Source organism: Streptomyces sp. AC550_RSS872 (genome assembly GCF_019049285.1).
Lineage (GTDB): Bacteria > Actinomycetota > Actinomycetes > Streptomycetales > Streptomycetaceae > Streptomyces.
In genome coordinates, this window is sequence record NZ_JAGMUL010000020.1 from 117,100 (window position 1) to 139,487 (window position 22,388).

The following is a 22,388-nucleotide window of genomic DNA, read 5'->3' on the forward strand; positions in this document are numbered from 1 at the left end:
CACGAACTCGCCCCGGCAGAACTCCGTGAGTCTGCCGGGGCGAGCGGGGTCTCCGTGGCCGGGTCACCGGGTGAAGGTCACCCGGTTCTCCTTCAGGGCACCACAGTTGGAGCCCGTCACCTGCACGTACACGTTCTTGATGTGGCCGCCCCAGTCCACGCAATGCGCCTTGCCGTAGACGTAGGTCGGTCCGGCGTACGACGTGTACTGCCCGTAGTCCTCGTCGTACTGCTCGGTGTCGGACACGTAGATCCACGCCGACATGTCGACGGCGGTGCCCGGGTTGTTGCGGATGGTCGCCACGCAGTTCTTGCCGTTGGACGCGTTGTACGTCAGGTAGACGGTGCCCAGTGAGCCGACGGCCGCCGAGTTCACCGTCTTGTAGCTGCTCCCGCAGACCTTCTGCGGGGTGGTGTTGGGTGCGGCGGAGGCGGGCGCCGTGAGGGCGGCTGTGGTGCCCACCGTCAGAGCCGCCAACGCGGCAGCGGACAGGACAGAACGCGCGTATCGCATATTTCCCCCTGGTCTCCATTGGAGGTGGTTGCTCCTGCATGGTGTGACCCATCGGGTATGCGAATGGTTGTGCTCGGTTCTGACGCTTCCTCAACTCGACCGCCGTCGGCACCAGCGCCACCACGGCGAGGAGACCGTCGGTTTGCCTAGAGCCCGAACAGGCCCGGATCCGTGGCCAGTTCCTTGAAGTAGTCCTGTGGGTTGGCGACCATCCTGCGCTCCTTGAGATCCAGCAGACCACCGACCGCCGTGAGCTCGGCCGCCACCGTGCCGTCCGCCTTGCGAACGATCTGCCGGATACGGAACGTCTTGCCGCCCGACCACTCGAAGGCGCAGGTCACGTCGACCTCGTCACCGGCGAGGAGCTCCCGCTTGTAACGGATCGTCGTCTCCAGTGCGACGGGGCCGACACCCTTGCCCATCAGGCCCGCCTGGCTGATGCCCGCGGCCTGGAGCAACGACCAGCGAGCGTGCTCCGCATAGTTGATGTACACGCTCTGGTTGACGTGCCCCTGCACATCCGTCTCGTAGCCGCGGACGGTGATTCGGACGGAAAACGGCTCGCTCACTGCTTCCCCTTCGCGCCGTCGATGCCCTGTGCACCGATCTTGGCATGCCCATCATGCCCGTCATACCCGGCGTGGGGATGCCAGCAGATATCGCGCCCTTGTGCGAGGTTCGGTGTGCTCGCCGACCTGCCACCCCGCCTTCTCCAGTGTGGCGGCGCAGGCCCGCAGTCGGGCGGCGTCCGGCTCGTGCACGGCGATCGCCTCCGGCTGAGGGGTGGCCCGCACCCGGTACCCCTGCGCGGAGTCCGGCCCGGCCGGACGGTGCCCGGCGGCCTCCAGGGCGAGCGCGGCGGCCTGCACCAGATGCGTGCGCTCCCATCCGCACGGCCGGTCCATCGCCCCGTCCGGGTTGGTCATCCGGCGCAGCTCCAGCAGCCCCTGCCAGGCGCTGTGCACCTCGCGGACCCGGGCCGGACCGGTGCTCGGCGGGTTCTCCTCGCCGCCGATCCGGGCCGCGAACACCCCGCCGGCCGCGGGAGCCCCGGCCTTCGCGGGCGCCGTCGGCTCCGCCTCCCGTAGGCGATGCCCGGCCGGCGTCAGAAAGTGATCGTGCGGCAGCCGCGGGTGCCGGAAGGCGAGCCCCCGCTTCACCAGCGCCGCGAGCTGCGCCTCCGTACCCCTCAGCCGCCCGGTGACAGCGTCGGCGGCATCGATGACACGCCGCTGGGCGGCGGTCGGCGGTCGAGTCACGGCGTGCTCCTCCCCGGGCGGGCGCGGGCGTGGGCCCCGAGGCACCGGCCCCTGTCGGGCAGGCGCGCGCCCCATCTGCTGGGAAGGCTACGGCCCGGGTCTGACATTCCACCCGGCGATCACCGGCCGCCCGTGCTCCGCGCCCAGCCGGCACACCGCGCCCGTCGCCAGCTGGAACAGCGCCCCGTCCGCCGCCGGCAGCCCGAGCGTGCGGGCCGTGAGCACCCGCAGGATGTGGCCGTGTGCCACGAGCACCACGGCCCCCTCGGTCTGGGCGAGCGCCGCGTCCACCTTGCCCAGCATCCGGTCGGCGCGCCGGCCGACCTGCTCCGGGCTCTCCCCGGGACGGCCGGGCGGCCCCGGCGCGACCCCGTCCCGGAACAGGAACCACCCCGGCCGCTCACGCTGGATCTCGACGGTCGTGACCCCCTCGTACCCGCCGTAGTCCCTCCCCCAGAGGGGGCACCCCACCCGCAGATCGACGTCGACGCGTACGTCGTGCAGCCCGATCAGCTCCGCCGTCTCCCGCCCCCGCTGCATGGGGCTGACGAAGGCGGCCCCGATCCGATGGGAACGGATCAGCGGGGCCAGCCGCCGGGCCTCCTCCCGGCCGTGCTCGGTGAGCGGCACGTCCGTGGAGCCCGTGTGCCGGCCGGACCGCGACCACTCGGTCTCCCCGTGCCGGACCAGAAAGAGATCACCCACGCGCGCACCCTTCCCGCTCGCCTCCCCGCACCGTGTCACAGTGCCGCCGACGGCCGCAGGACGGACTGGGCCGGACGGCGGTCGCCGGATCCCCGGGACGGTCGGTGCCGTAATGCGCGCCCGGTTCAGACCCCGGGCAGGCTCTGCACCGACTGCGCGAGCTGTCCGACCGCGACGACGAGCGGGGCCACCGGCTGGACGAACTCGTTCAGCCGGTGGAGGGCGCGCCGCAGGACGGTCGGCTCTGGTTCCTCCTCCTGGAGTTCCTCGCGCAGTCGGCGCAGTTCCCTGCTGGTGGCGTCGGGGTCGGCGAGCGCGGTGCGGTGCTCCTCCAGCAACCGCTCGACGACGGCAAGGAGTTGGGCGGTGCGAGCGGCCTGCTCCGGGTCCTGCGTCTGGAAGGAGATGGCGCCGGAGGACGCCTGGGCGCCGTCTCCCACAGCCTGGTTGCCCACGTACTGGGTGCCGCCGCTGATCATGACGCCCTTGTTGACGGGAGGGCCCTGGCGCCCGTCGTCGTTTCGCATGAGAAGTCCCCTACTTGTCGGAGCCGCCGGCGGCGCTGAGGGCGGAGGCGCCGGACTGCTGCGGGATGTTCTGGGTGGCGGTCGCCCCCGCGCCGATCGCCTGGTTTCCGATGACGCTCATGCCGCCCTGCTGGATGACGCCCTGGTTGAGGATCGTCTGCTGCTGGGTGCGGAAGTCGGTGATGTCGTAGCCGTGCGCGTCGAGGAACTCCCGGATGGCGGCGAGGGTGTGGCGTTCCACGAGGGAGACGATCCGGCCGGCGTCCACGACCTGGAAGTAGTTGTGGTAGTCGGGGCTCAGTGCCATCTCCCGGATACTCACCCGGGCGCCGTAGTCGAAGACCGGGTCCTGCTCCATGGCCTTCAGCTCGTCCACCATGCGCCTGGTGCGCCGGGTCTCGAAGCGGGCGTGGCGCAGGGCTCGGTACGGCGCGGCGAAGAACGCGCCGCCGGTGCGGGCGAGGGAGGCCAGCAGCAGGCCGCGCCTGCCGTCGGCGCCCAGCGGGCCGCGCAGGCGGTCCACGACGTGGTAGTCCGCGGCCACCGGGCCGAGCACATGGTTGTCGCAGTGCAGGTGCAGTGTTCTGCCCGCGGTCGAGAAGTGCAGGAACACGCTCGGCACCACGTCCCCGCCCCACATCGGGACGTGTACCGCCAGATAGTGGCGGACGGTCCCGGTCGGGCGCAGCATGATCTGCTCGACCTCTTCGGGGGACAGCCGGACGGTCGGGGTGATGCTGCGCTCCGCCTCGATGAACCTTTCGTCGTCACCGATGGTCGTGCCGTTCGCGAAGACGCGGTCCTCGATGACGAGGGATCCGAGCGCCTCCTCGCCGGCTTCCACCGCCCCGTCGGTGACGCCGCGCTCGGCGACCGCGCGCAGTCGTGCGCGGACGTGGTCGATGAGTTCGGCGACCGTGAAGGGCTCCGGCCCGGCGGGGCGTGCGGTCATGCCGGCCTTGTCGTCGGCGGGCAGGAGCGGCACCGCGAGCGACCACTTTGAGCTGGTCTCCGAGTAGCCGACGAACGGGGTGTACCCGCTGTACACCGTGACGTTGCCGACCTGGGCCTGCCGGACGGCCGCGAGCCGCTCGGCCATCCACTGCCGCCGGGGCACGGTGGGACGGGGCTGCCGGGCGAACGTGTCGCGGGTCATGGTGGTGCGCAGCAGCTGGTCGATGTCCCGGTCGTGGTCCACGACCGTCATGTGGGCGAACACCGCCGCCCCGATCGACGCCAGGACGGCCGGCACCCCGCCCAGATAGGCGCCGAGCAGCCAGCCGAAGAGTCCCGGCACAGGCAGCGACGAGAGGAGGGAGGCGAAGTAGAAGGCGAGCAGTGCCACCACCGCGGCCGTGACGGCGCCGGACACCAGCGCCTTGCTGCCGGGCTGGTGGTGGCCGCGGGTGGCCAGGCTCGGCTGGGCGCCGGGGCGTCGAGTGGTCGACAGGAGCAGTGCGACGTACAGCAGCCACAACGGTGCGAGCAGCGCCACGACGGCGAACGCCCCCGCCAGGCGCAGATCGCGCTGGTGACGCAGTTCCTGTGCCGTCAGGCAGTGGCGTGCCACCGACACCAGGTCGACATCGGGTGAGGGGGCCACGGCACTGGCCTCGTCGGCCAGAACTTCTTCCACCACCCGGTCGGCGAACCGTTCGTCCACGTAGGCCGCGGTGCACAGATAGCGGGTGACGTCACCCGGTGTGCTCCCGACCGGCATGCGTACCTGCGGGGTCGTCATGCCGAGCCCTCCCTTTCTCCTCCTGGCCGCTGACGTCCTCTGGGCGGTGACGGATCTCGGGGCGGCGGCGGTCCTCGGGGCGCGGCTGCCGGATGGCCGGGCGGTCAGCAGCGCGAGCAGTACGCCGGCCGCCAGGCCGAAGACGAGGGCCGGGAGCGTGAGGTCCTTCAGCAGGGTTCCGGCCGGTGACACCTCGGCGTCCGAGCCGAAGGTGTCGAGCAGAGCGACCCGCAGCAGGGCCTGGGCCTCGGTCGCCAGCACACCCACGGCCAGACAGCGGATCCAGCCCGCCCGGTGGCGCAGCAGTCGCGACGCGAGGAGGGCTAGCCCCGCGAGCAGCGCCACGACGCAGACGTCGTCGATGACCAGGAAGGTCACTCTGCCGTACCGGTCGGGCGAGAACTCCCAGCCGGGGACGAGGGCCGCTTCGGTGAGCGTGCGTACGGTGTCGTCGCCGGAGAGCTCTCTGTAGAACTTCTCGATGTAGAAGTCCCACACCGGCCGCTGCACCCACGGGCTGCCCCCGACGGCAACGAGCAGGAGGAGCAGGCCGATACGGCCGCGTAAGAACGATGGCGAGTCGGACCCACTCCGAGACAAGAACACCTGCCGGTTCCCCCATCCCTGACCCCAGAGATCAGTGGCCGCACTCTATGGCATCCCCGTCCTCGGTGATCGCGAATCGGCGAACTCGGCAAACCCGGCTCAACTGTCCCGGCCGCTACTGTCGTACCCCGGCCGCTACTGCCGGTACCCGCTCAGGAACCGCCCGATCCGCCCGATCGCAGCCTCCAGGTCGTCCGCGTACGGCAGGGTCAGGATCCGGAAGTGGTCGGGGGCCGGCCAGTTGAAGCCCGTGCCCTGCACCACCTGGATCTTCTCCCGGAGCAGCAGGTCCAGGACGAACTTCTCGTCGTCGTGGATCTTGTACACCCTGGGGTCGAGCCGCGGGAACGCGTACAGCGAGCCCTTGGGCTTCACACACGACACCCCGGGGATCTCGTTGAGCTTCTCCCAGGCCACGTTGCGCTGTTCGTACAGTCGCCCGCCCGGCGTGGTCAGTTCCCGGATCGACTGGCGGCCGCCGAGCGCGGCCTGGATGGCGTACTGCGCGGGCGCGTTGGCGCACAGTCGCATGGAGGCCAGCATCGTCAGGCCCTCCAGGTAGTCCTTCGCGTGCTGCTTCGGGCCGGTGACCACCAGCCAGCCGGAGCGGAAGCCCGCCACGCGGTACGTCTTCGACAGACCGCAGAAGGTGAGGACCACCAGGTCGGGGGCGAGGGCGGCGACCGAGTGGTGCACGGCGTCGTCGTAGAGGATCTGGTCGTAGATCTCGTCGGCGAAGACCATGAGGCCGTGGCGGCGGGCCAGGTCGAGGATGCCCTCGAGGATCTCCTTGGGGTAGACCGCGCCGGTCGGGTTGTTCGGGTTGATGATGACCACGGCGCGGGTGCGGTCCGTGATCTTCGACGCCATGTCGTCCAGGTCCGGGTACCAGTCGGCCTGCTCGTCGCAGAGGTAGTGGACCGCCTTGCCTCCGGCGAGGGTCGTCACCGCCGTCCAGAGGGGGAAGTCCGGGGCGGGGACAAGGATCTCGTCGCCGTCCTCGACCAGGGCCTGTACGGCCATGGAGACCAGCTCTGACACGCCGTTGCCGAGGAAGACGTCGTCGACGCCGACCTCCAGGCCGAGCGTCTGGTAGCGCTGGGCCACGGCGCGGCGGGCGGAGAGGATGCCGCGCGAGTCCGTGTAGCCGTGCGCCTGGGGGAGCATCCGGATCATGTCCTGGAGGATCTCCTCCGGCGCCTCGAAGCCGAAGAGCGCGGGATTGCCGGTGTTCAGGCGCAGGACGCTGTGGCCCGCCTCCTCCAGCGCGTTCGCGTGCTCGATCACCGGGCCGCGGATCTCGTAACAGACCTCGCTCAGCTTGCTCGACTGCCGGAACTCCATGCGCGCTCGCCCCTCCGGTTTCGTGTGTTGCTTGGTTTTACCAAGTTCGAGCTTGGAAAGTCCAACAACATGTCTAGACTGCGTCGCATGTCACCTCGCCGAAGCTACGACCAGTACTGTTCCGCCGCCCGGGCGCTCGACCTCGTCGGCGACCGCTGGACCCTGCTGATCGTCCGGGAGCTGCTGGCGGGCCCGCGGCGCTACACCGACCTGCACGCCGATCTGCCGGGCGTCAGCACGGACGTACTCGCCTCGCGGCTGAAGGACATGGAGCGGGACGGCATAGGCACGCGGCGCCGCCTGCCCCCGCCCGGCGTGGCGTACGTGTACGAACTCACCTCGCGCGGGCGGGAGTTGCTCCCTGTGTTGCAGGCGCTGGGGGAGTGGGGGCAGGCCGAACTCGGCGAGCGGCGGCCCACCGACGCCGTGCGCGCGCACTGGTTCGCCCTGCCGCTGATGCGGTCGCTGGAAGGGGAGGGGCTGGTCGAAGTCCGGCTCCAGGAGGGGGACTTCCATCTCTACGTCGGCGCCGAGGACGGGCCGGTCTACGGCGACGGTCCCGCGCCCGGTGAGCCCGACGCACGGCTGGTCCTGGACTCCTGGACGTGCGAGGCGGTCGCGCGGGGGGAGTTGAGCCTGGCCGACGCCGTACGGGGCGGCCGTATCGAGGTCACCGGGGCCGGGACGCTCGCGAAGGCGCTCAGGGAGGTGTGAACGGACAAGGGGCCCACCGCCCTCGCGGTGAGCCCCTTGTGGCGGTGTGTCAGGCGCCTGGGGGCACCCGGGACGGCCGGCCCGAGCCGCGCGTCAGCGTGTACCCGCCGATACCGGCGAGCGCGGCCAGGGCCGCTCCGATCCCGGTCCACACCCAGCGGTCGGACCACCACCCGGACGACCAGCCGTCGTCGGGCCGGATGTCGGACAGGACGGCGGAGGCGCTGTTCTCGTCCTCCTCCTGATCCTTCGTCATGGAGACGCCGGGGACGAGCGGTTCGGCCAGCCGGCCGTCCACCGCCGCCGCGCCGCCCATGTCCTCGGAGTCCACCCGGACCTCGGCGGCCACCGGCTGCCCCAGGTCGGCGGTCCGCACGCCGACGGCCGTCAGCCGGATGTAGTAGGTGCCCGGCAGCGGGTCGTTGGCCCAGGTCTCCGACCAGGCGCGCACGGTCCGCAGTACACAGGCCAGCTCGACCGAGGCCGCGTTCTGGGCAGCGGTGCGGGTCTGGGCGCCGTACTGGCAGGCCTGACGGCGGCGCAGGCCGTCGTAGACGTCGATCTGCCAGGTCTGGCCCGCGTGAGCCTCGGGCAGCTTCACCGTCGCCTTCACCGTGGGCCGCACGCCGGCGTCCGCCGGGAACGACCAGTAGAGGTAGTCACCGGTGGAGGCGCTCGCCGTGGCGGTCTGTCCCTGCTCGATCTCCGCCGCCGTACGGAACGACGTACCCGCCGATGTGGGGGCCTCTTCGGAAGCGCCGGGGGAGGGGGACGAGTCGGCCGCGGCCGGGGCCGCCGCCAGGCCCAGCGTCAGCAGGGCCGCACCCAACGCGCGTGTGATCCTCATCAGTTGGTCCTCCACACCGCGACACGCCAGCGCGACAGCCAGCCCCAGATCAGACCCGCCAGGAAGCCGAACAGCACCAGGGCGCCCAGCAGCCACCAGCCGCGCCCCAGGCCGAAGGAGGCCACGTCGTCGGCGGGCGCCGGGGCGTCGACCACGTCCACGGTCAGCTCGACCGGCATGCCCGGCGTGGTCTTCACCCCGGAGGCCGCGGAGAAGGAGTTCGTGACCAGCAGGCACACCGTCTCGGCCGGAGCCTCCTCGTCGTCGCTCTCCTGCTTCGGGTAGCGCAGACCCGTGGAGATCACGTCCGTACGGCCGTTGCCCGCGGCCTCACCGCGCACGATCTCCCGGCCGGACTTCGTGAGCGCGCGCAGCAGGACGCCGTAGTCGGGGTTCATCGCCCGGTCCGACGCCACGCTCACCGAGGCGCGCAGCTCCTGGCCGGGCTCGACGTCCACCCGGTACCAGCGCTCCTGGCCGAACTCCTCGCGGTCCGTGTACAGACCGGCCTTCAGCGTCGGCGCCTTCGTGCACGAGGACGCGCCCTCGACGGCCACCGGCGTCACCACCGGGTCGGCCGCCCGGCCCACCAACTGGTTCACCTTGTCGGCGAGTTCCTCGGTGTGCTCGACCGAGGTGTACGTACCGCCCGTCGCCTCCGCGATACAGCTGAGCTGCGCCCGCATCTTGGCGTTGGGCACCAGACCCAGCGTGTCGATGGTCAGGCCGATGCCCTTGGCGGCGATCTCGCGGGCCACCTCGCACGGGTCGAGCGGGGCGCAGGTGTCCTCGCCGTCGCTGATCAGCACGATGCGCTTGGAGCCCTCGCCGCCGTCGAGGTCCTCGGCCGCCTTCAGCAGGGCGGGACCGATCGGCGTCCAGCCGGTGGGCGTCAGGGTCGCCACCGCCGTCTTGGCCTCGGTGCGGTCCAGCGGGCCGACCGGGTAGAGCTGTGCGGTGTCCTTGCAGCCGGTCCTGCGGTCGTCGCCCGGGTAGTTGGCGCCGAGGGTGCGGATGCCGAGCTGGACCTCCTCCGGCGTCGCGTCCAGCACCTCGTTGAAGGCCTGCTTCGCGGCGGCCATCCGCGACTGGCCGTCGATGTCCTTCGCCCGCATCGAACCGCTGACGTCGATCACGAGATCGACTTTCGGAGCGGTGGCGGTGGTCTCGTCGGCGCTCGCCCCGGCCGGGAAGGCTATCCCGGCCGTGAGCGCGGCGAGCAGGGCACAGACCCCGGCCGCCAGCCGTTGTGTTCTGATCATCGGCGGATCTTATTGATCAGAGGTGTCACGCTTCAAAACGAGGCCCGCCACCTGCCGGACCACCGGTCAGAACACCTCGGTGACCAGCGGATTGGGCAGCTTCGCCCACTGGTCCCCGGGCGCCCCCGGCGACAGCCGCATCAGCGACAGCGCCTTCGTCGGCAGCGGCTCGTCGCGCAGCGCGGCGAGATCCACGGTGGCCGGCAACTCCCCTACGACGGCCTCCAGCGCCCCGCGCAACGCCGTCCCCGATCCGGCCGTACCCGCCAGCGCCCCGGCCACCAGCGAGCCGAACAGCTTGCGGCGCAGGGTCGGCACGTCGTCGGTGACGATCCGGCCGGTCAGCTCCGGCACCGGGATGCCGTGCCGGGCCAGCCGGGCCGGGCTGACCCGGATGTCGGCGAGGTCGCGGTAGACCAGCCGCACCGGGGAGCCGTCGGCCGACAGCACCACGAGCAGGTTCTGGCCGTGTGCCTCCAGCGCCACGCCCGACTCCAGCAGCCGCAGCCCCACGGTGAGCGCGAGACGCGTGAACTCGGCCAGCCACGCCGGGGATTCGGGCAGCTCGGTGGTGGCGAGCGCGGCCACGGGTACGACCCGCTCGCCCGGCCCCGCGCACTCCTGCGGCGACTCACGCAACACCGCCGCCAGATCGGGGGAGCCGGCCGTGGCGGCCCCCAGCGTGCGGGTCATGTGCAGCAGCCCTTCCGTCCGCGCCGCCAGCGTCTCCGCGAACTCGGACAGGGTCGCCGACAGGGAGATCGAGTACACCGAGATGTCCCGCACCGAGGACGTCAGCCGGGCGCTCAACGCGGTCTTGACGTGCGGTCCGTCGGGCAGGGCGAGGGTGCGCAGGGACATCAGCGGGTGCGCGCAGAGGCCGTCGGCGCAGGGGTCGCAGGGCCGCTTGAGCACATGCTCGGCCTGCCAGGGATGCACCGGGATCAGCAGCTGTCCCCCGTCCCGCATCCCGTCCGGCCACCGGCCCGTCACCAGGCACTCGTCCGCCCGCACCGGCACCATGCCCAACGTCACCACCGGCCGGTGCTCGGGCCCGTACGCCAGCTGTTCGGCGACCGAGAACCCGGGCCGGGAACGGCAGTTGGGATGGAACGGATGCCCGTCGACGACCCGCTGCTCCCACTCCCAGTCGCGGGCCGGCCACACCTTCGGGTGAGCGTCCCGCCCGGCCCGCGAAAGCGCCAACGAGGCGACGCTGTGGCCGAGTTCGGCGGCGAACGCCGCCCCGTGCGGCACGGACAGCGCGGTCATCAGCCCGGCCGGATCCTCGTACGACGCCCGGTCGAGTCGTACGGCGGTGCCGTACGCGGCGGTGGCGTACGGGTCGGCGTGCGGGCCGTACAGCCGGCGGCCGTCCGAAAGGCGCAGGGTGAGGCCCTCCCGGCCGCGCTCACGTCGGGCGATCCAGGGCAGCGGCTCGTGCGCGAGGGCACGCCACAGCCGGGTCAGGACGGCCGCCCGGGCCCCGGGGAGCTCGGCGGCGAACCGCGAGGCGAGTCCGGGGCGTACGTCGGCCAGTTCTGCGGCGACCTCGGCCTCGGCGCTGGGGGGACGGTGCACGGGCGGGCTCCTCGGGTACGAGTAGGACGTCGGGCCAGGCGCCGACGACAGACATACTGATCGCCTTCCCGCCTGAAACGGACCGTACAGACCGTCCTGAACGGACTTGAAGAGACCGTCCTGAAACGGACCGCAGAGAACGAGTGGATCGCGTGCACCTCACCCCGCCACCCGCCGCCGACGTCGCGGACCGCGCCGACGCCCACGCGGTCGCGCCCCTGCTGAACTGCCTGCTGCGCGAGGTGGCCGAACCCCACGGTGCGTCCGGCGAACGGCGGGTGTACCGACTGCCCGGCTCGGGCCGCCTGCTGCGGGTCCTCGGCGCACGGCGGCCCGCCGAGCCCGAGGTCCGCGCCGACGGAACCTGGCGGCGCGTCGGGCACACCGAGCTCGTCAAGCTCGTGGCCGACGAACTGCGCCGCCACACCGGTCTGTCCAACCACGAACTGCCCGCCGAGATGATCGACAGCCGGGACGCGGTGGCCGCGCTGCTGACCGCACGCGCGCGTGCCACCCCGCCGGACGACCCCTACCTGCGCTCGGAGCAGTGCCTGCTCACCGGCCACCCCTACCACCCCGCCCCCAAGGCGCGCGGTGGCGGCCCGGTCGCGGCCTGGCTGCCGTACGCCCCCGAGGCGCACGCCCGCTTCCCGCTGACGCTGCTCGGGCTGCGCGAGGACGCCGTCGTCGAGGAGGGGGACACCGCCGCCCTGGACGCGCTCGGCGCGGCCCCGCCCGGCTATCGGCTGCTGCCGGCCCACCCCTGGCAGCTCGACCTCGTGGACCTCGCGCCCGCCTTCGCCGACGGCCGGCTGATCCGGCTCGGCACGACCGGTTTCGACGCCTGGCCCACGGCCGCGATCCGCACGCTCTACGCCCCCGAGCGCGACCTGTTCCTGAAATTCAGCCTCGACGTGCGGATCACCAACGACATCCGCCGGCTGTGGCGCCACGACCTGCTGAGGCTGCGTCGCACGGACGCAGCGGCCACGGCCGCCCTCGCCACCGGCGCCGCGGCCTGGCTGAGCGACCGCGGCTACCGCACCGCCGACTTCGCCTTCGAGGAACTCGCCGTCCTGATCCGCGACGGCTTCCACGACCGTCTGCCGCCCGCCACGACCCCGCTGCTCGCCGCCGCCCTCGTGGAGGGCTTCGAGGGCAGCCCACTTGACGCCGCGGCGGACCCGGCGGCCTGGTGGGGGGCGTATCTCGGCGTGGTCGTGCCGCCCGCCCTCGCGGCCTTCGCCGAGCACGGTGTCGTACTCGAAGCACACCTCCAGAACACCCTGGTCGCCGTCGACGGCGACGGCACCCCCGTGCGGGCCGTCTTCCGGGACGCGGAGGGCGTGAAGCTGCTGCCGGAGGTGTCACGGGCGGCCGGCTGGGAACGGCTGGTGTACTGCCTGGTCGTCAACCACCTCGTGGAGATCGCCGAGGCACTCGTCGAACGCCACCCGGCCCTGGACCCCTGGCCCGCCCTGCGCAGCGAACTCGCCCGCCACGACCTGCCCGAGATCGACGGCCTGCTCACCGCACCCACCCTCCCCGGCAAGACGAACCTGCTCCTGCGCTGGACCAACGCCGACGGCGCGGACGCCCGCTACCGTCCGCTGCCGAACCCGCTGGCCCGTACATGATCTGAACTACCCTGGCCGATGTGCTGCGCGATGTGACTGCTGTTCGATACGTGACCCCGCTGCGGTCCGGCGGCTCCGTGCCCGGAGTCGTCGAGGCCGACGACCTCGGCACGTACGTCGTCAAGTTCACCGGCTCCGCGCAGGGCCGCAAGGCGCTGGTCGCCGAGGTGATCGTCGGTGAACTGGCACGCGCGCTCGGCCTGCGCTTCCCCGAACTGGTCCTGGTCCACTTCGACCCGGTGATCGCCGACAGCGAGCCCCACCAGGAGGTACGCGACCTCCACGGGGCGAGCGCCGGCGTCAACCTCGGCATGGACTATCTGCCGGGCGCGAAGGACTTCACCCCGGACGTCGCCAAGGCCTTCCGCGTCGACCCGCTGGAGGCGGGCCGGATCGTCTGGCTGGACGCCCTGACGGCGAACGTCGACCGTACGGTCCACAGCTCCAACCTGATGGTCTGGCCGACGCTCGGGACCGTCCCGCCGCGCCTGTGGCTGATCGACCACGGCGCCGCCCTCGTCTTCCACCACCGCTGGGACGGCTCCGACCCCGAAAAGGCGTACGACTTCCGCCACCACGCCCTCGGCCACTACGGGCCCGACGTGCGCGCCGCCGACGCCGAACTCGCGCCCAAGGTGACCGAGGAACTGCTGCGCGCGATCGTCGCGGAGGTACCGGACGCCTGGCTCACCGACTTCGCCTCGCCCGGCGAGGCCCGCGAGGCCTATGTGACGTACCTGCACGCGCGCGTGCGGGCGTCCGCGGCCTGGCTGCCCACCGAGTTCCCCAGCCGTGCGGAACTGGCGGCCGAAGAGGCCCAGCGCGCGGCGAAGACCCAGCAAGGACGGCCGAACTGGCTCAAGCGGGTCCCCGACCTGCACGGCAAGCCGGCCGCTGAACAGGATTGGTCGGTGCACCTGGGATGACGCAGGCTTCTTCGGGCGAGTCGGGCCGTGTCGAGATCGAGTACTGCACCCAGTGCAGGTGGCTGCCCCGCGCGGCCTGGCTGGCGCAGGAACTGCTCACGACCTTCGAGACGGAGCTGTCCGAGCTGGCGCTGAAGCCCGGCAAGGGCGGGATCTTCGTCGTCCGCGTCGACGACGAGGTCGTCTGGGACCGCCGCGACCAGGGGTTCCCGGAGCCGACGGCGGTCAAGCAGGCCGTACGCGACCGAGTGGCCCCGGGAAAGTCCCTGGGCCACTCGGACAAGCCTGCTTCCTGAGGGCTCAGCCCTTGAGCTGCTCGTACGCCGGCAGCGTCAGGAAGTCCGCGTAGTTCTCGTCGAGGGAGACCTCCAGGAGCAGGTCATGGGCCTGCTGCCAGTGGCCGGCCGCGAAGGCCTCCTCGCCGATCTCGGCGCGGATGTTGGCCAGTTCCTCGGCGGCGACCTTGCGGGCCAGCTCCGGGGTGGCCTTCTCGCCGTTCTCGAACTCGACGCCCGCGTTGATCCACTGCCAGATCTGGGAGCGGGAGATCTCGGCGGTGGCCGCGTCCTCCATGAGGTTGAAGATGGCGACCGCGCCGAGGCCACGCAGCCAGGCCTCGATGTAGCGGATGCCGACCTGGACGGCGTTGACGAGACCGGGGTACGTCGGCTTGGCGTCCAGGGAGTCGACGGCGATCAGGTCGGCCGCCTGGACGGAGACGTCCTCGCGCAGGCGGTCCTTCTGGTTGGGCTTGTCGCCGAGGACCTTGTCGAAGGACTCCATGGCGATCGGGACCAGGTCGGGGTGGGCGACCCAGGAGCCGTCGAAGCCGTCGCCGGCCTCGCGGTCCTTGTCGGCGCGGACCTTCTCGAAGGCCACCTTGTTGACCTCGGCGTCCCGGCGGGACGGGATGAACGCCGCCATGCCGCCGATCGCGTGCGCGCCGCGCTTGTGGCAGGTGCGGACGAGGAGTTCGGTGTACGCGCGCATGAACGGGGCCGTCATCGTGACCGCGTTGCGATCCGGGAGGACGAACTTGGCGCCGCCGTCACGGAAGTTCTTCACGATGGAGAACAGGTAGTCCCAGCGGCCGGCGTTCAGCCCGGAGGCGTGGTCGCGCAGTTCGTAGAGGATCTCCTCCATCTCGTACGCCGCCGTGATCGTCTCGATCAGGACGGTCGCGCGGATGGTGCCCTGCGGGATGCCGACGTAGTCCTGCGCGAAGACGAACACGTCGTTCCAGAGGCGGGCCTCCAGGTGCGACTCGGTCTTCGGGAGGTAGAAGTACGGGCCCTTGCCGAGGTCGAGCAGGCGCTGGGCGTTGTGGAAGAAGTACAGGCCGAAGTCGACGAAGGCGCCGGGGACCTGCTCACCGTCGATCTGGAGGTGACGCTCGTTCAGGTGCCAGCCGCGCGGGCGCATGACGACGGTCGCGAGCTCGTCGTTCGGGCGCAGCGCGTACGACTTGCCGGACCTCGGGTCGGTGAAGTCGATGTTGCGGGTGTAGGCGTCGGCCAGGTTGATCTGACCGAGGACGACGTTCTCCCAGGTCGGGGCGGAGGCGTCCTCGAAGTCCGCGAGCCAGATCTTGGCGCCCGAGTTGAGGGCGTTGATGGTCATCTTGCGGTCGGTGGGACCGGTGATCTCGACCCGGCGGTCCTGGAGCGCGGGCGGGCACGGGGCCACCCGCCAGGAGTCGTCCGCGCGGATCGCGGCGGTCTCCGGGAGGAAGTCGAGGGTGGAGGTGCGGGCGATCTCGGCGCGGCGCTCCGCACGGCGGGCGAGGAGTTCGTCACGCCGGGGCGTGAACCGGCGGTGCAGCTCGGCCACGAAGGCGAGGGCCGCGTCGTTAAGGACCTCCTCCTGCCGGGGCAGGGGCTCGGCGTCGACGATGGCCAGCGGGGACGGCGCTGGTGCGGACATGAGCTGTCACTTCCTTCAGCGAGCTACGTGGACGAGCTGTCGAGCTTCTGGCACCGGGTGCCAGTCTTCCCGGATACGGCTAGCGGCGCCCGCGGAGCAGGCGGGCGCTTCTGAACAGTGGATACTAGTTTCCTCATGGTGGAAGTTCAATCGTTTGTTGATATCGAGATTCTCTGAGTCGAGGCAACGTGGCTCTGGGTGCCACCCCCCTTACTCAAGGTGGGCGAGATCCGCCTCGGTGTCGATGTCGTACGGCCGTGCCACGTCCCCGCACTCGACGAGCCCGATCGCCTCCTCCCGCTCCTTCAGATAGGCGCGTGCCCCTCGATCGCCGGTCGCAGTCGCCGCGATGCCCGCCCAGTGGGCGGCGCCGAAGAGCACGGGATGGCCGCGTACGCCGTCGTAGGAGGCTGAGGCGAGCGACGTCTCGTCCTCGTACGCGGCGAGCACGCGCGCGACCGCCTCCGGGCCGATGCCGGGCTGGTCGACGAGCGAGACCAGCGCCGCCCTCGCCTGCGTGCCGGCCAGCGAGCCCAGCCCGGCGCGCAGGGAGGAGCCCATCCCCTCCGCCCAGTCCGGGTTCTCCACCAGCACGCAGTCACCGAGTTCCGCCTGTTCCCGTACGGCGGCGGCCTGTGCGCCCAGCACCACGTGCACGCGGGTGCAGCCGGCCGCGCGCAGCACTGCGACGGCGTGCTCGACGAGCGGTCGGCCGCGGTGCCGGAGCAGGGCCTTGGGGCGCCCGCCGAGCCGTCGTCCACCTCCGGCGGCGAGCAGCAGACCGGTGACCGGCGGGGCTTTCTTCTCCGTCATGGGTCCTGCATACCTGACGCCCGCAAGACCGCCGGGTCTCCTTGGGCTGAATTTCGGTCCGCACGGTGGCGCGCCCGGCAGCGGTGGCGTTTACTGACCCGCGTCGCCGGCGCCCGACCACCGTCAGGGGGGCTCGACGGGGGACGCGTACTGCTGGCGCACAACGGCGTGCGAGGGGGAGTGCTTTGTTGCGGAGCTTGAGGCAGAGGCCGGTGACGGGCAGCAACGAGGACCTGAGGGTGGTGGAACTGCGGTCGGCGGTGTCCCGCCTGCGCCGCGAGCTCGCCGCGCATCCGGCCGAGTTCCCCGACCGCGGCATCGCCGAGGACGAACTCGCCGCTCTCGCCGCGATGACGATCGACGGGGTGCCGGAGACGCCGCGGCTGCGAAGGTCACTGCTGCTGATCGCGGGGGCGATCGGGTCGGTGAGCGCGCTGTCCCCGGGGCTCACGCGGGTGCGCGACGCGGTGGAGTTGTTCGGGGAGCCGCGACGTTAGTTCCGCCCCTTCGACCCCGCCAGGGGGCTGCCGCCCCCTGGGCCCCCGCTGTCGGCCCTTCGGGCCTCGTCCTCAAACGCCGGACGGGCTGAAGATGTCCGGGCCGGCGCTGAGAATTCAGGCCCTCCGGCGTCAGGCGTGGTTCTGGGTGGCCAGTGCCTGGGACAGTTCGCCGGCGACCTGCTGGAGCACCGGCACGATCTTCTCCGTCGCCGCCTCCGTCACGCGGCCGGCCGGCCCGGAGATCGAGATCGCCGCTGCGGTGGGGGAGTCAGGCACGGAGACGGCCAGGCAGCGGACGCCGATCTCCTGTTCGTTGTCGTCGACCGCGTAGCCGGCCCGGCGTACCTCCTCCAGGGCCGCGAGGAAGCCGTCCGGCGTGGTGATCGTCTTCTCGGTCGCGGCCGGCATGCCGGTGCGGGACAGCAGTGCGCGCACCTCCTCCGGCGGGAAACCGGCGAGCAGCGCCTTGCCGACACCCGTGGAGTGCGGGAGGACGCGCCGGCCCACTTCGGTGAACATGCGCATCGAGTGCTTGGACGGCACCTGGGCGACGTACACGATCTCGTCGCCGTCGAGCAGGGCCATGTTCGCGGTCTCGCCGGTCTCCTCGACCAGCCGGGCCAGGTAGGGCCGGGCCCAGGTGCCGAGCAGCCGGGAGGCGGACTCGCCGAGGCGGATCAGGCGCGGGCCGAGGGCGTAGCGGCGGTTGGGCTGCTGGCGGACGTATCCGCACGCCACGAGTGTCCGCATGAGGCGGTGGATGGTCGGCAGCGGCAGCCCGCTGCTCGCGGACAGCTCGCTCAGGCCGACCTCGCCGCCGGCGTCCGCCATCCGCTCGAGCAGGTCGAAGGCGCGCTCAAGGGACTGGACGCCACCACCGTTGTTGGTTTTGGCGGCGTCGGTGGTGCTGGCGTTGGACGTCGGCACGGCGCGTTCCTTTCAGGACCGGTGGGAAGGGCAGAAGCCTACCCGTCAGTCGGTTGACTCCCCGCTTGTGCATAGCTACGTTCTGCTTGCCGAAATTATAATTCCACTTTGTGGAAACGTACAGAGAGTATGAGGTGGGTGCACTCTGGAGAAGTGTGCCCTTGACGGCGCACGAACGGGAGTGAAGACTCCTTCAACAGAAAGTTGAATTCCGTCACGCGGAAGTCAATGGCGGCAGAGAGGGGCCCGGGTGTCCGACGCTGAACTGGTGCTGCGCTCGACGCGAGTCATCACCCCGGAGGGGACACGGGCCGCCACGGTCCTGGTTTCCGCCGGCAAGATCACGGCCGTTCTCGGATACGACGCCGAAGTCCCGGCAGGCGCCCGCCTGGAGGACCTCGGCGACGACGTCCTGCTGCCCGGCCTGGTCGACACGCACGTGCATGTGAACGACCCCGGTCGCACCGAGTGGGAGGGCTTCTGGACCGCCACGCGCGCGGCGGCCGCCGGCGGCATCACCACCCTCGTCGACATGCCGCTCAACTCGCTGCCGCCCACCACGACGGTCGACAACCTCCGCACCAAGCAGGACGTGGCCGCCGACAAGGCGCACATCGACGTCGGCTTCTGGGGCGGTGCCCTGCCCGACAACGTCAAGGACCTGCGCCCGCTGCACGAGTCCGGCGTCTTCGGCTTCAAGGCCTTCCTGTCTCCGTCCGGCGTGGACGAGTTCCCGCACCTCGACCAGGACCGGCTCGCCCAGTCCCTCGCGGAGATCGCCTCCTTCGGCGGACTGCTGATCGTGCACGCCGAGGACCCGCACCACCTCGACGCCGCCCCGCAGCGGGGCGGCCCCAGGTACGCCGACTTCCTCGCCTCGCGCCCGCGCGACGCGGAGGACACGGCCATCGCCCAGCTGATCGCCCAGGCGAAGCGCCTCCACGCACGCGTGCACGTCCTTCACCTCTCTTCCAGCGACGCGCTGCCACTGATCGCCGAGGCCAAGCGGGACGGCGTGCGGATCACCGTCGAGACCTGCCCGCACTACCTCACCCTCACCGCCGAGGAAGTCCCGGACGGCGCCAGCGAGTTCAAGTGCTGCCCGCCGATCCGCGAGTCCGCCAACCAGGACCTGCTGTGGCAGGCGCTGGCCGAGGGGACCATCGACTGCGTGGTGACCGACCACTCGCCTTCCACGGCCGACCTGAAGACCGACGACTTCGCCACCGCCTGGGGCGGCATCTCCGGACTCCAGCTGAGCCTGGCGGCCGTATGGACCGAGGCCCGCAAGCGCGGTCACGGTCTGGAGGACGTGGTCCGCTGGATGTCCGCGCGGACGGCACAGCTCGTCGGACTCGATCAGAAGGGCGCCATCGCGGTCGGCCGCGACGCCGACTTCGCCGTCCTCGCGCCCGACGAGACCTTCACCGTGGACCCGGCCGCCCTCCAGCACCGCAACCGCGTGACGGCGTACGCGGGCAAGACCCTCCACGGCGTCGTGAAGTCCACCTGGCTGCGCGGCGAACGCATCGTCGCGGACGGCGAGTTCACCGACCCGAAGGGGCAACTGCTCACCCGCGCCGCCCACTGACCCTCCCGCACCCGCACCGGCCGACTCCAGAAAGGCAGAACCACCACCGTGACGGCGATACCCAGCTTCACCGGCGACGCGAACCCCTACGGAGGCGGCGACCCGTACGCGGACCACCGCACCGCCGACTTCCCCTTCACCCAGTACGCCAACCTCGCCGACCGCAACCTCGGCGCCGGAGTCATCGCCGCCAACGACGAGTTCTTCGCCCAGCGCGAGAACCTGCTGGTGCCCGAGCGGGCCGAGTTCGACCCCGAGCACTTCGGGCACAAGGGCAAGATCATGGACGGCTGGGAGACCCGCCGCAGGCGCGGTGCCTCCGCCGAGCACCCCTGGCCGACAGCCGACGACCACGACTGGGCGCTGGTGCGCCTGGGGGCGCCGGGCGTGATCCGCGGGATCGTCGTCGACACGGCCCACTTCCGCGGCAACTACCCGCAGGCCGTGTCCGTCGAGGGCGCGTCCGTGCCGGGCTCGCCGTCGCCGGAGGAACTGCTGGCCGACGACGTGAAGTGGACGACGCTGGTGCCGCGCACGGCGGTGGGCGGACACGCGGCGAATGGTTTCTCCATCGACGTCGAGCAGCGCTTCACCCACCTGCGGGTCAACCAGCACCCCGACGGCGGCATCGCACGCCTGCGCGTCTACGGCGAGGTGGCACCCGACCCGAAGTGGCTGGAGGTGCTCGGCACGTTCGACGTGGTGGCCCTGGAGAACGGCGGCCAGGTCGAGGACGCCTCCAACCTCTTCTACTCGCCCGCCACGAACACCATCCAGCCGGGCCGCTCCCGCAAGATGGACGACGGCTGGGAGACGCGCCGCCGCCGCGACCAGGGCAACGACTGGATCCGCTACCAGCTGGTGGCGCAGTCCCAGATCCGGGCGATCGAGATCGACACCGCGTATCTGAAGGGCAACAGCGCGGGCTGGGCGTCGGTCTCGGTGAAGGACGGCGAGGACGGCGAGTGGACCGTGATCCTCCCGCGCACCCGCCTCCAGCCCGACACCAACCACCGCTTCGTCCTGGACGCCCCCGCGGTGGGCACGCACGCCCGCGTGGACATCTTCCCGGACGGCGGCATCTCCCGACTGCGGCTGCACGGCTCGCTGACCGAGCAGGGCGTGGCGGCGCTGGCGGCGCGCCACCAGGAGCTGGGCGGCTGACGCGACCGGTCCGTTGCAGCGATGGGTCCGCTCGAGCGGCGGATCCGCTGAACCCGTGGGGCGCACCGGCCGGACAGCACCGGAGCGCCCCACGTCGTGTCACGCCGCGTGGCCGCCGTCCACCGCGAACTCCGCGCCCGTGACGTAGTCGGCCCCGGCCAGGTACGCGACCGTCGACGCCACCTCGTCGGCCGTGCCGAAACGGCCCAGTGCGGTCAGCGCCGCCTGGCCGGCCGCGTACGGGCCGTCCGCCGGGTTCATGTCGGTGTCGACGGGGCCGGGGTGGACGATGTTCGCCGTGATGCCGCGCGGGCCCAGCTCGCGTGCCAGGGCTTTCGTCAGGCCGATCAGCGCCGCCTTGCTGGTGGCGTAGAGGGTCCCGCCGGGGCCGGGCACCCGCTGGGCCATACAGCTGCCGACCGTGATGATCCGGCCCCCGTCGGCCATGCGGGCGGCTGCCGCCTGGGTCGTCAGGAAGACGCCCCGGACGTTGACCGCGAGGACCCGGTCCACATCGGTGAGCGCGAGCCCGTCCAGCGGGCCCAGTACGCCGACGCCGGCGTTGTTCACCAGCACGTCCAGGCCGCCCAGCGACTCCACGGTGCGCTCCACCGCGCCCGCCGCCTCGTCCGCGTCCGCGCAGTCCGCCCGCAGGGCCAGGGCCCGCCGCCCCAGCGCCTGCACGGCCCGTACGACCTCCTCGGCCGCCTCCTTGCCGTTCACGTAGGTCACGGCGACATCCGCGCCCTCCCGCGCGAGCCGCAGTGCCGTCGCCGCGCCGATGCCGCGGCTGCCGCCGGTGACCAGGGCCACTTTGCCTTTGAGGGGTGCGTACGTGCCTGTCGTGGGTGCGTGAGTGGTCGTCATGCGTCCATCCCAGCGCCGCGCGGGCCGAAGCGCTGGCGGCGAACGGACACCGAGGTCCGGGGCGGAACCCTGTGGGGACGCCTGGATCCAGGTGTGGAATGCGGCGGGCCGGCAGCGATGAGTTGCGGGTGCCGGACGGGTCTGAGGTGATGACAGCAGATCCCACCCCAGAGAGAGGCACCCCTCATGGGCAAGCTCGTCTCCACCCTCTTCGTCACGCTTGACGGCGTCTACCAGGCCCCCGGCGGCCCGGAGGAGGACACCCGCGGCGGCTTCGAGCACGGCGGCTGGGTCTTTCCGTACGCCGACGACGACTTCGGCCGGTTCATCAACGACGTCTTCGGGCGCCCGTCCGCCTTCCTCCTCGGACGCCGTACGTACGACATCTTCGCGGCGTACTGGCCCAAGGTGACCGATCCCGCCGACCCGGTCGCCGGCAAGCTGAACGCGTTGCCGAAGTACGTCCCCTCCGCCACCCTCACGGACCCCGAGTGGTCCGGCACCACCGTGCTCGGCGGCGATCTCGCCAAGGAGGTCACCGCGCTCAAGGAGCGCACCGACGGCGAGCTCCAGGTCCACGGCAGCGGCGCCCTCGTCAGGTCGCTGCTGGCCCTCGGCCTCGTCGACACCCTCCATCTGCTGACCTTCCCGGTCGTGCTCGGCACGGGCCACCGCCTGTTCACGGAGGGCGCCGTGCCCACCGCGTTCAGGCACTCCGGCGGCCGCGTCACGAGCACCGGTGTCGCCATCAACTCCTACGACCTCGCGGGCCGCCCCGAGTACGGCTCGTTCGCGCTCCCGGAAGATGCCTGACCAGGGGCTTCGGCGTTCTCGCCCGATCTCGTGGAGATCGCGTGAGGACGCCGGGGCGTACGTTAACTTCCCGAAAACTCATCGGACTTGCCGGGAAATTCTCCCTCGTTGTCATTGACATGCCACTG

At 71.5% G+C, this 22,388-nt stretch carries 22 protein-coding genes; 8 read left to right on the forward strand and 14 right to left on the reverse strand.

Annotation, left to right across the window (positions count from 1 at the left end; translation table 11 throughout):
* Positions 1–63 precede the first annotated feature (63 nt).
* From KUM44_RS09525 to KUM44_RS09555, 7 genes are all read right to left on the reverse strand, one after another.
* On the reverse strand, positions 64–513 hold the full coding sequence (locus KUM44_RS09525; protein ID WP_217207350.1) for a spore-associated protein: 450 nt from the start codon (positions 511–513) through the stop codon (positions 64–66).
* A gap of 146 nt (positions 514–659) precedes the next feature.
* Positions 660–1,082: a thioesterase family protein gene (locus tag KUM44_RS09530; RefSeq protein WP_217207351.1), complete on the reverse strand. Its 423-nt coding sequence runs from the start codon at positions 1,080–1,082 to the stop codon at positions 660–662.
* Between the two features lie 60 nt (positions 1,083–1,142).
* On the reverse strand, positions 1,143–1,772 hold the full coding sequence (locus KUM44_RS09535) for a hypothetical protein (RefSeq protein ID WP_217207352.1): 630 nt from the start codon (positions 1,770–1,772) through the stop codon (positions 1,143–1,145).
* 87 nt (positions 1,773–1,859) lie between these two features.
* Positions 1,860–2,477, reverse strand: coding sequence for a histidine phosphatase family protein (locus KUM44_RS09540; RefSeq protein WP_217207353.1), 618 nt, complete (start codon positions 2,475–2,477; stop codon positions 1,860–1,862).
* A gap of 125 nt (positions 2,478–2,602) precedes the next feature.
* On the reverse strand, positions 2,603–3,004 hold the full coding sequence (locus tag KUM44_RS09545; RefSeq protein ID WP_217207354.1) for a DUF5955 family protein: 402 nt from the start codon (positions 3,002–3,004) through the stop codon (positions 2,603–2,605).
* A gap of 10 nt (positions 3,005–3,014) precedes the next feature.
* Complete coding sequence (locus KUM44_RS09550; protein WP_308402551.1) at positions 3,015–5,255, reverse strand: hypothetical protein; 2,241 nt, start codon at positions 5,253–5,255, stop codon at positions 3,015–3,017.
* Between the two features lie 231 nt (positions 5,256–5,486).
* On the reverse strand, positions 5,487–6,695 hold the full coding sequence (locus KUM44_RS09555) for a pyridoxal phosphate-dependent aminotransferase (protein WP_217207356.1): 1,209 nt from the start codon (positions 6,693–6,695) through the stop codon (positions 5,487–5,489).
* Between the two features lie 87 nt (positions 6,696–6,782).
* Between KUM44_RS09555 and KUM44_RS09560 the strand changes: the two genes are divergently transcribed.
* Positions 6,783–7,409 carry a helix-turn-helix domain-containing protein gene (locus KUM44_RS09560; RefSeq protein ID WP_217207357.1) on the forward strand — a complete coding sequence of 209 codons (627 nt, stop codon included), beginning with the start codon at positions 6,783–6,785 and terminating at the stop codon, positions 7,407–7,409.
* A 49-nt stretch (positions 7,410–7,458) separates the two neighbouring features.
* Here KUM44_RS09560 and KUM44_RS09565 read toward each other — a convergent pair whose 3' ends face one another.
* From KUM44_RS09565 to KUM44_RS09575, 3 genes are all read right to left on the reverse strand, one after another.
* Positions 7,459–8,256, reverse strand: a complete 798-nt coding sequence (locus KUM44_RS09565) for a hypothetical protein (protein ID WP_217207358.1) — start codon at positions 8,254–8,256, stop codon at positions 7,459–7,461.
* Positions 8,256–9,518, reverse strand: coding sequence for a VWA domain-containing protein (locus tag KUM44_RS09570; protein WP_217207359.1), 1,263 nt, complete (start codon positions 9,516–9,518; stop codon positions 8,256–8,258). Before KUM44_RS09570 ends, KUM44_RS09565 begins: the two co-directional genes overlap by 1 nt.
* A gap of 66 nt (positions 9,519–9,584) precedes the next feature.
* Positions 9,585–11,099: an IucA/IucC family protein gene (locus KUM44_RS09575; protein ID WP_217207360.1), complete on the reverse strand. Its 1,515-nt coding sequence runs from the start codon at positions 11,097–11,099 to the stop codon at positions 9,585–9,587.
* A 143-nt stretch (positions 11,100–11,242) separates the two neighbouring features.
* Between KUM44_RS09575 and KUM44_RS09580 the strand changes: the two genes are divergently transcribed.
* Genes KUM44_RS09580 through KUM44_RS09590 form a run of 3 tightly spaced genes read left to right on the forward strand, consistent with a single transcriptional unit; the run spans position 11,243 to position 13,958 of the window.
* The gene (locus KUM44_RS09580) at positions 11,243–12,736 is read left to right on the forward strand and encodes an IucA/IucC family protein (protein ID WP_217207361.1); all 1,494 of its coding nucleotides are present in this window, start codon (positions 11,243–11,245) and stop codon (positions 12,734–12,736) included.
* 20 nt (positions 12,737–12,756) lie between these two features.
* Positions 12,757–13,662, forward strand: coding sequence for a HipA family kinase (locus tag KUM44_RS09585; protein ID WP_217207362.1), 906 nt, complete (start codon positions 12,757–12,759; stop codon positions 13,660–13,662).
* On the forward strand, positions 13,659–13,958 hold the full coding sequence (locus tag KUM44_RS09590) for a SelT/SelW/SelH family protein (RefSeq protein ID WP_217207363.1): 300 nt from the start codon (positions 13,659–13,661) through the stop codon (positions 13,956–13,958). Before KUM44_RS09585 ends, KUM44_RS09590 begins: the two co-directional genes overlap by 4 nt.
* 4 nt (positions 13,959–13,962) lie before the next feature.
* On the opposite strand, the gene aceB is transcribed toward KUM44_RS09590, so the two are convergent.
* Positions 13,963–15,585, reverse strand: coding sequence for a malate synthase A (gene aceB, locus KUM44_RS09595; RefSeq protein WP_217207364.1), 1,623 nt, complete (start codon positions 15,583–15,585; stop codon positions 13,963–13,965).
* A 210-nt stretch (positions 15,586–15,795) separates the two neighbouring features.
* Complete coding sequence (locus KUM44_RS09600) at positions 15,796–16,398, reverse strand: NTP transferase domain-containing protein (RefSeq protein WP_217207365.1); 603 nt, start codon at positions 16,396–16,398, stop codon at positions 15,796–15,798.
* Positions 16,399–16,583: 185 nt separating this feature from the next.
* Between KUM44_RS09600 and KUM44_RS09605 the strand changes: the two genes are divergently transcribed.
* Positions 16,584–16,895 (forward strand): DUF5955 family protein, encoded by a 312-nt coding sequence (locus KUM44_RS09605; protein ID WP_217207366.1) that lies wholly within the window; start codon positions 16,584–16,586, stop codon positions 16,893–16,895.
* Positions 16,896–17,027: 132 nt separating this feature from the next.
* On the opposite strand, the gene KUM44_RS09610 is transcribed toward KUM44_RS09605, so the two are convergent.
* Positions 17,028–17,825 carry an IclR family transcriptional regulator gene (locus tag KUM44_RS09610; RefSeq protein ID WP_217207367.1) on the reverse strand — a complete coding sequence of 266 codons (798 nt, stop codon included), beginning with the start codon at positions 17,823–17,825 and terminating at the stop codon, positions 17,028–17,030.
* 250 nt (positions 17,826–18,075) lie between these two features.
* Between KUM44_RS09610 and allB the strand changes: the two genes are divergently transcribed.
* Both allB and alc read left to right on the forward strand, forming a co-directional pair.
* Positions 18,076–19,416 (forward strand): allantoinase AllB, encoded by a 1,341-nt coding sequence (gene allB, locus KUM44_RS09615; protein WP_217207368.1) that lies wholly within the window; start codon positions 18,076–18,078, stop codon positions 19,414–19,416.
* A 48-nt stretch (positions 19,417–19,464) separates the two neighbouring features.
* Positions 19,465–20,580: an allantoicase gene (gene alc, locus KUM44_RS09620; protein WP_217207369.1), complete on the forward strand. Its 1,116-nt coding sequence runs from the start codon at positions 19,465–19,467 to the stop codon at positions 20,578–20,580.
* Between the two features lie 99 nt (positions 20,581–20,679).
* On the opposite strand, the gene KUM44_RS09625 is transcribed toward alc, so the two are convergent.
* Positions 20,680–21,447, reverse strand: coding sequence for an SDR family oxidoreductase (locus tag KUM44_RS09625; protein WP_217207370.1), 768 nt, complete (start codon positions 21,445–21,447; stop codon positions 20,680–20,682).
* 186 nt (positions 21,448–21,633) lie between these two features.
* On the opposite strand from KUM44_RS09625, the gene KUM44_RS09630 reads away from it, so the two are divergent.
* Positions 21,634–22,260 (forward strand): dihydrofolate reductase family protein, encoded by a 627-nt coding sequence (locus tag KUM44_RS09630; RefSeq protein ID WP_217207371.1) that lies wholly within the window; start codon positions 21,634–21,636, stop codon positions 22,258–22,260.
* Positions 22,261–22,388: the final 128 nt, after the last annotated feature.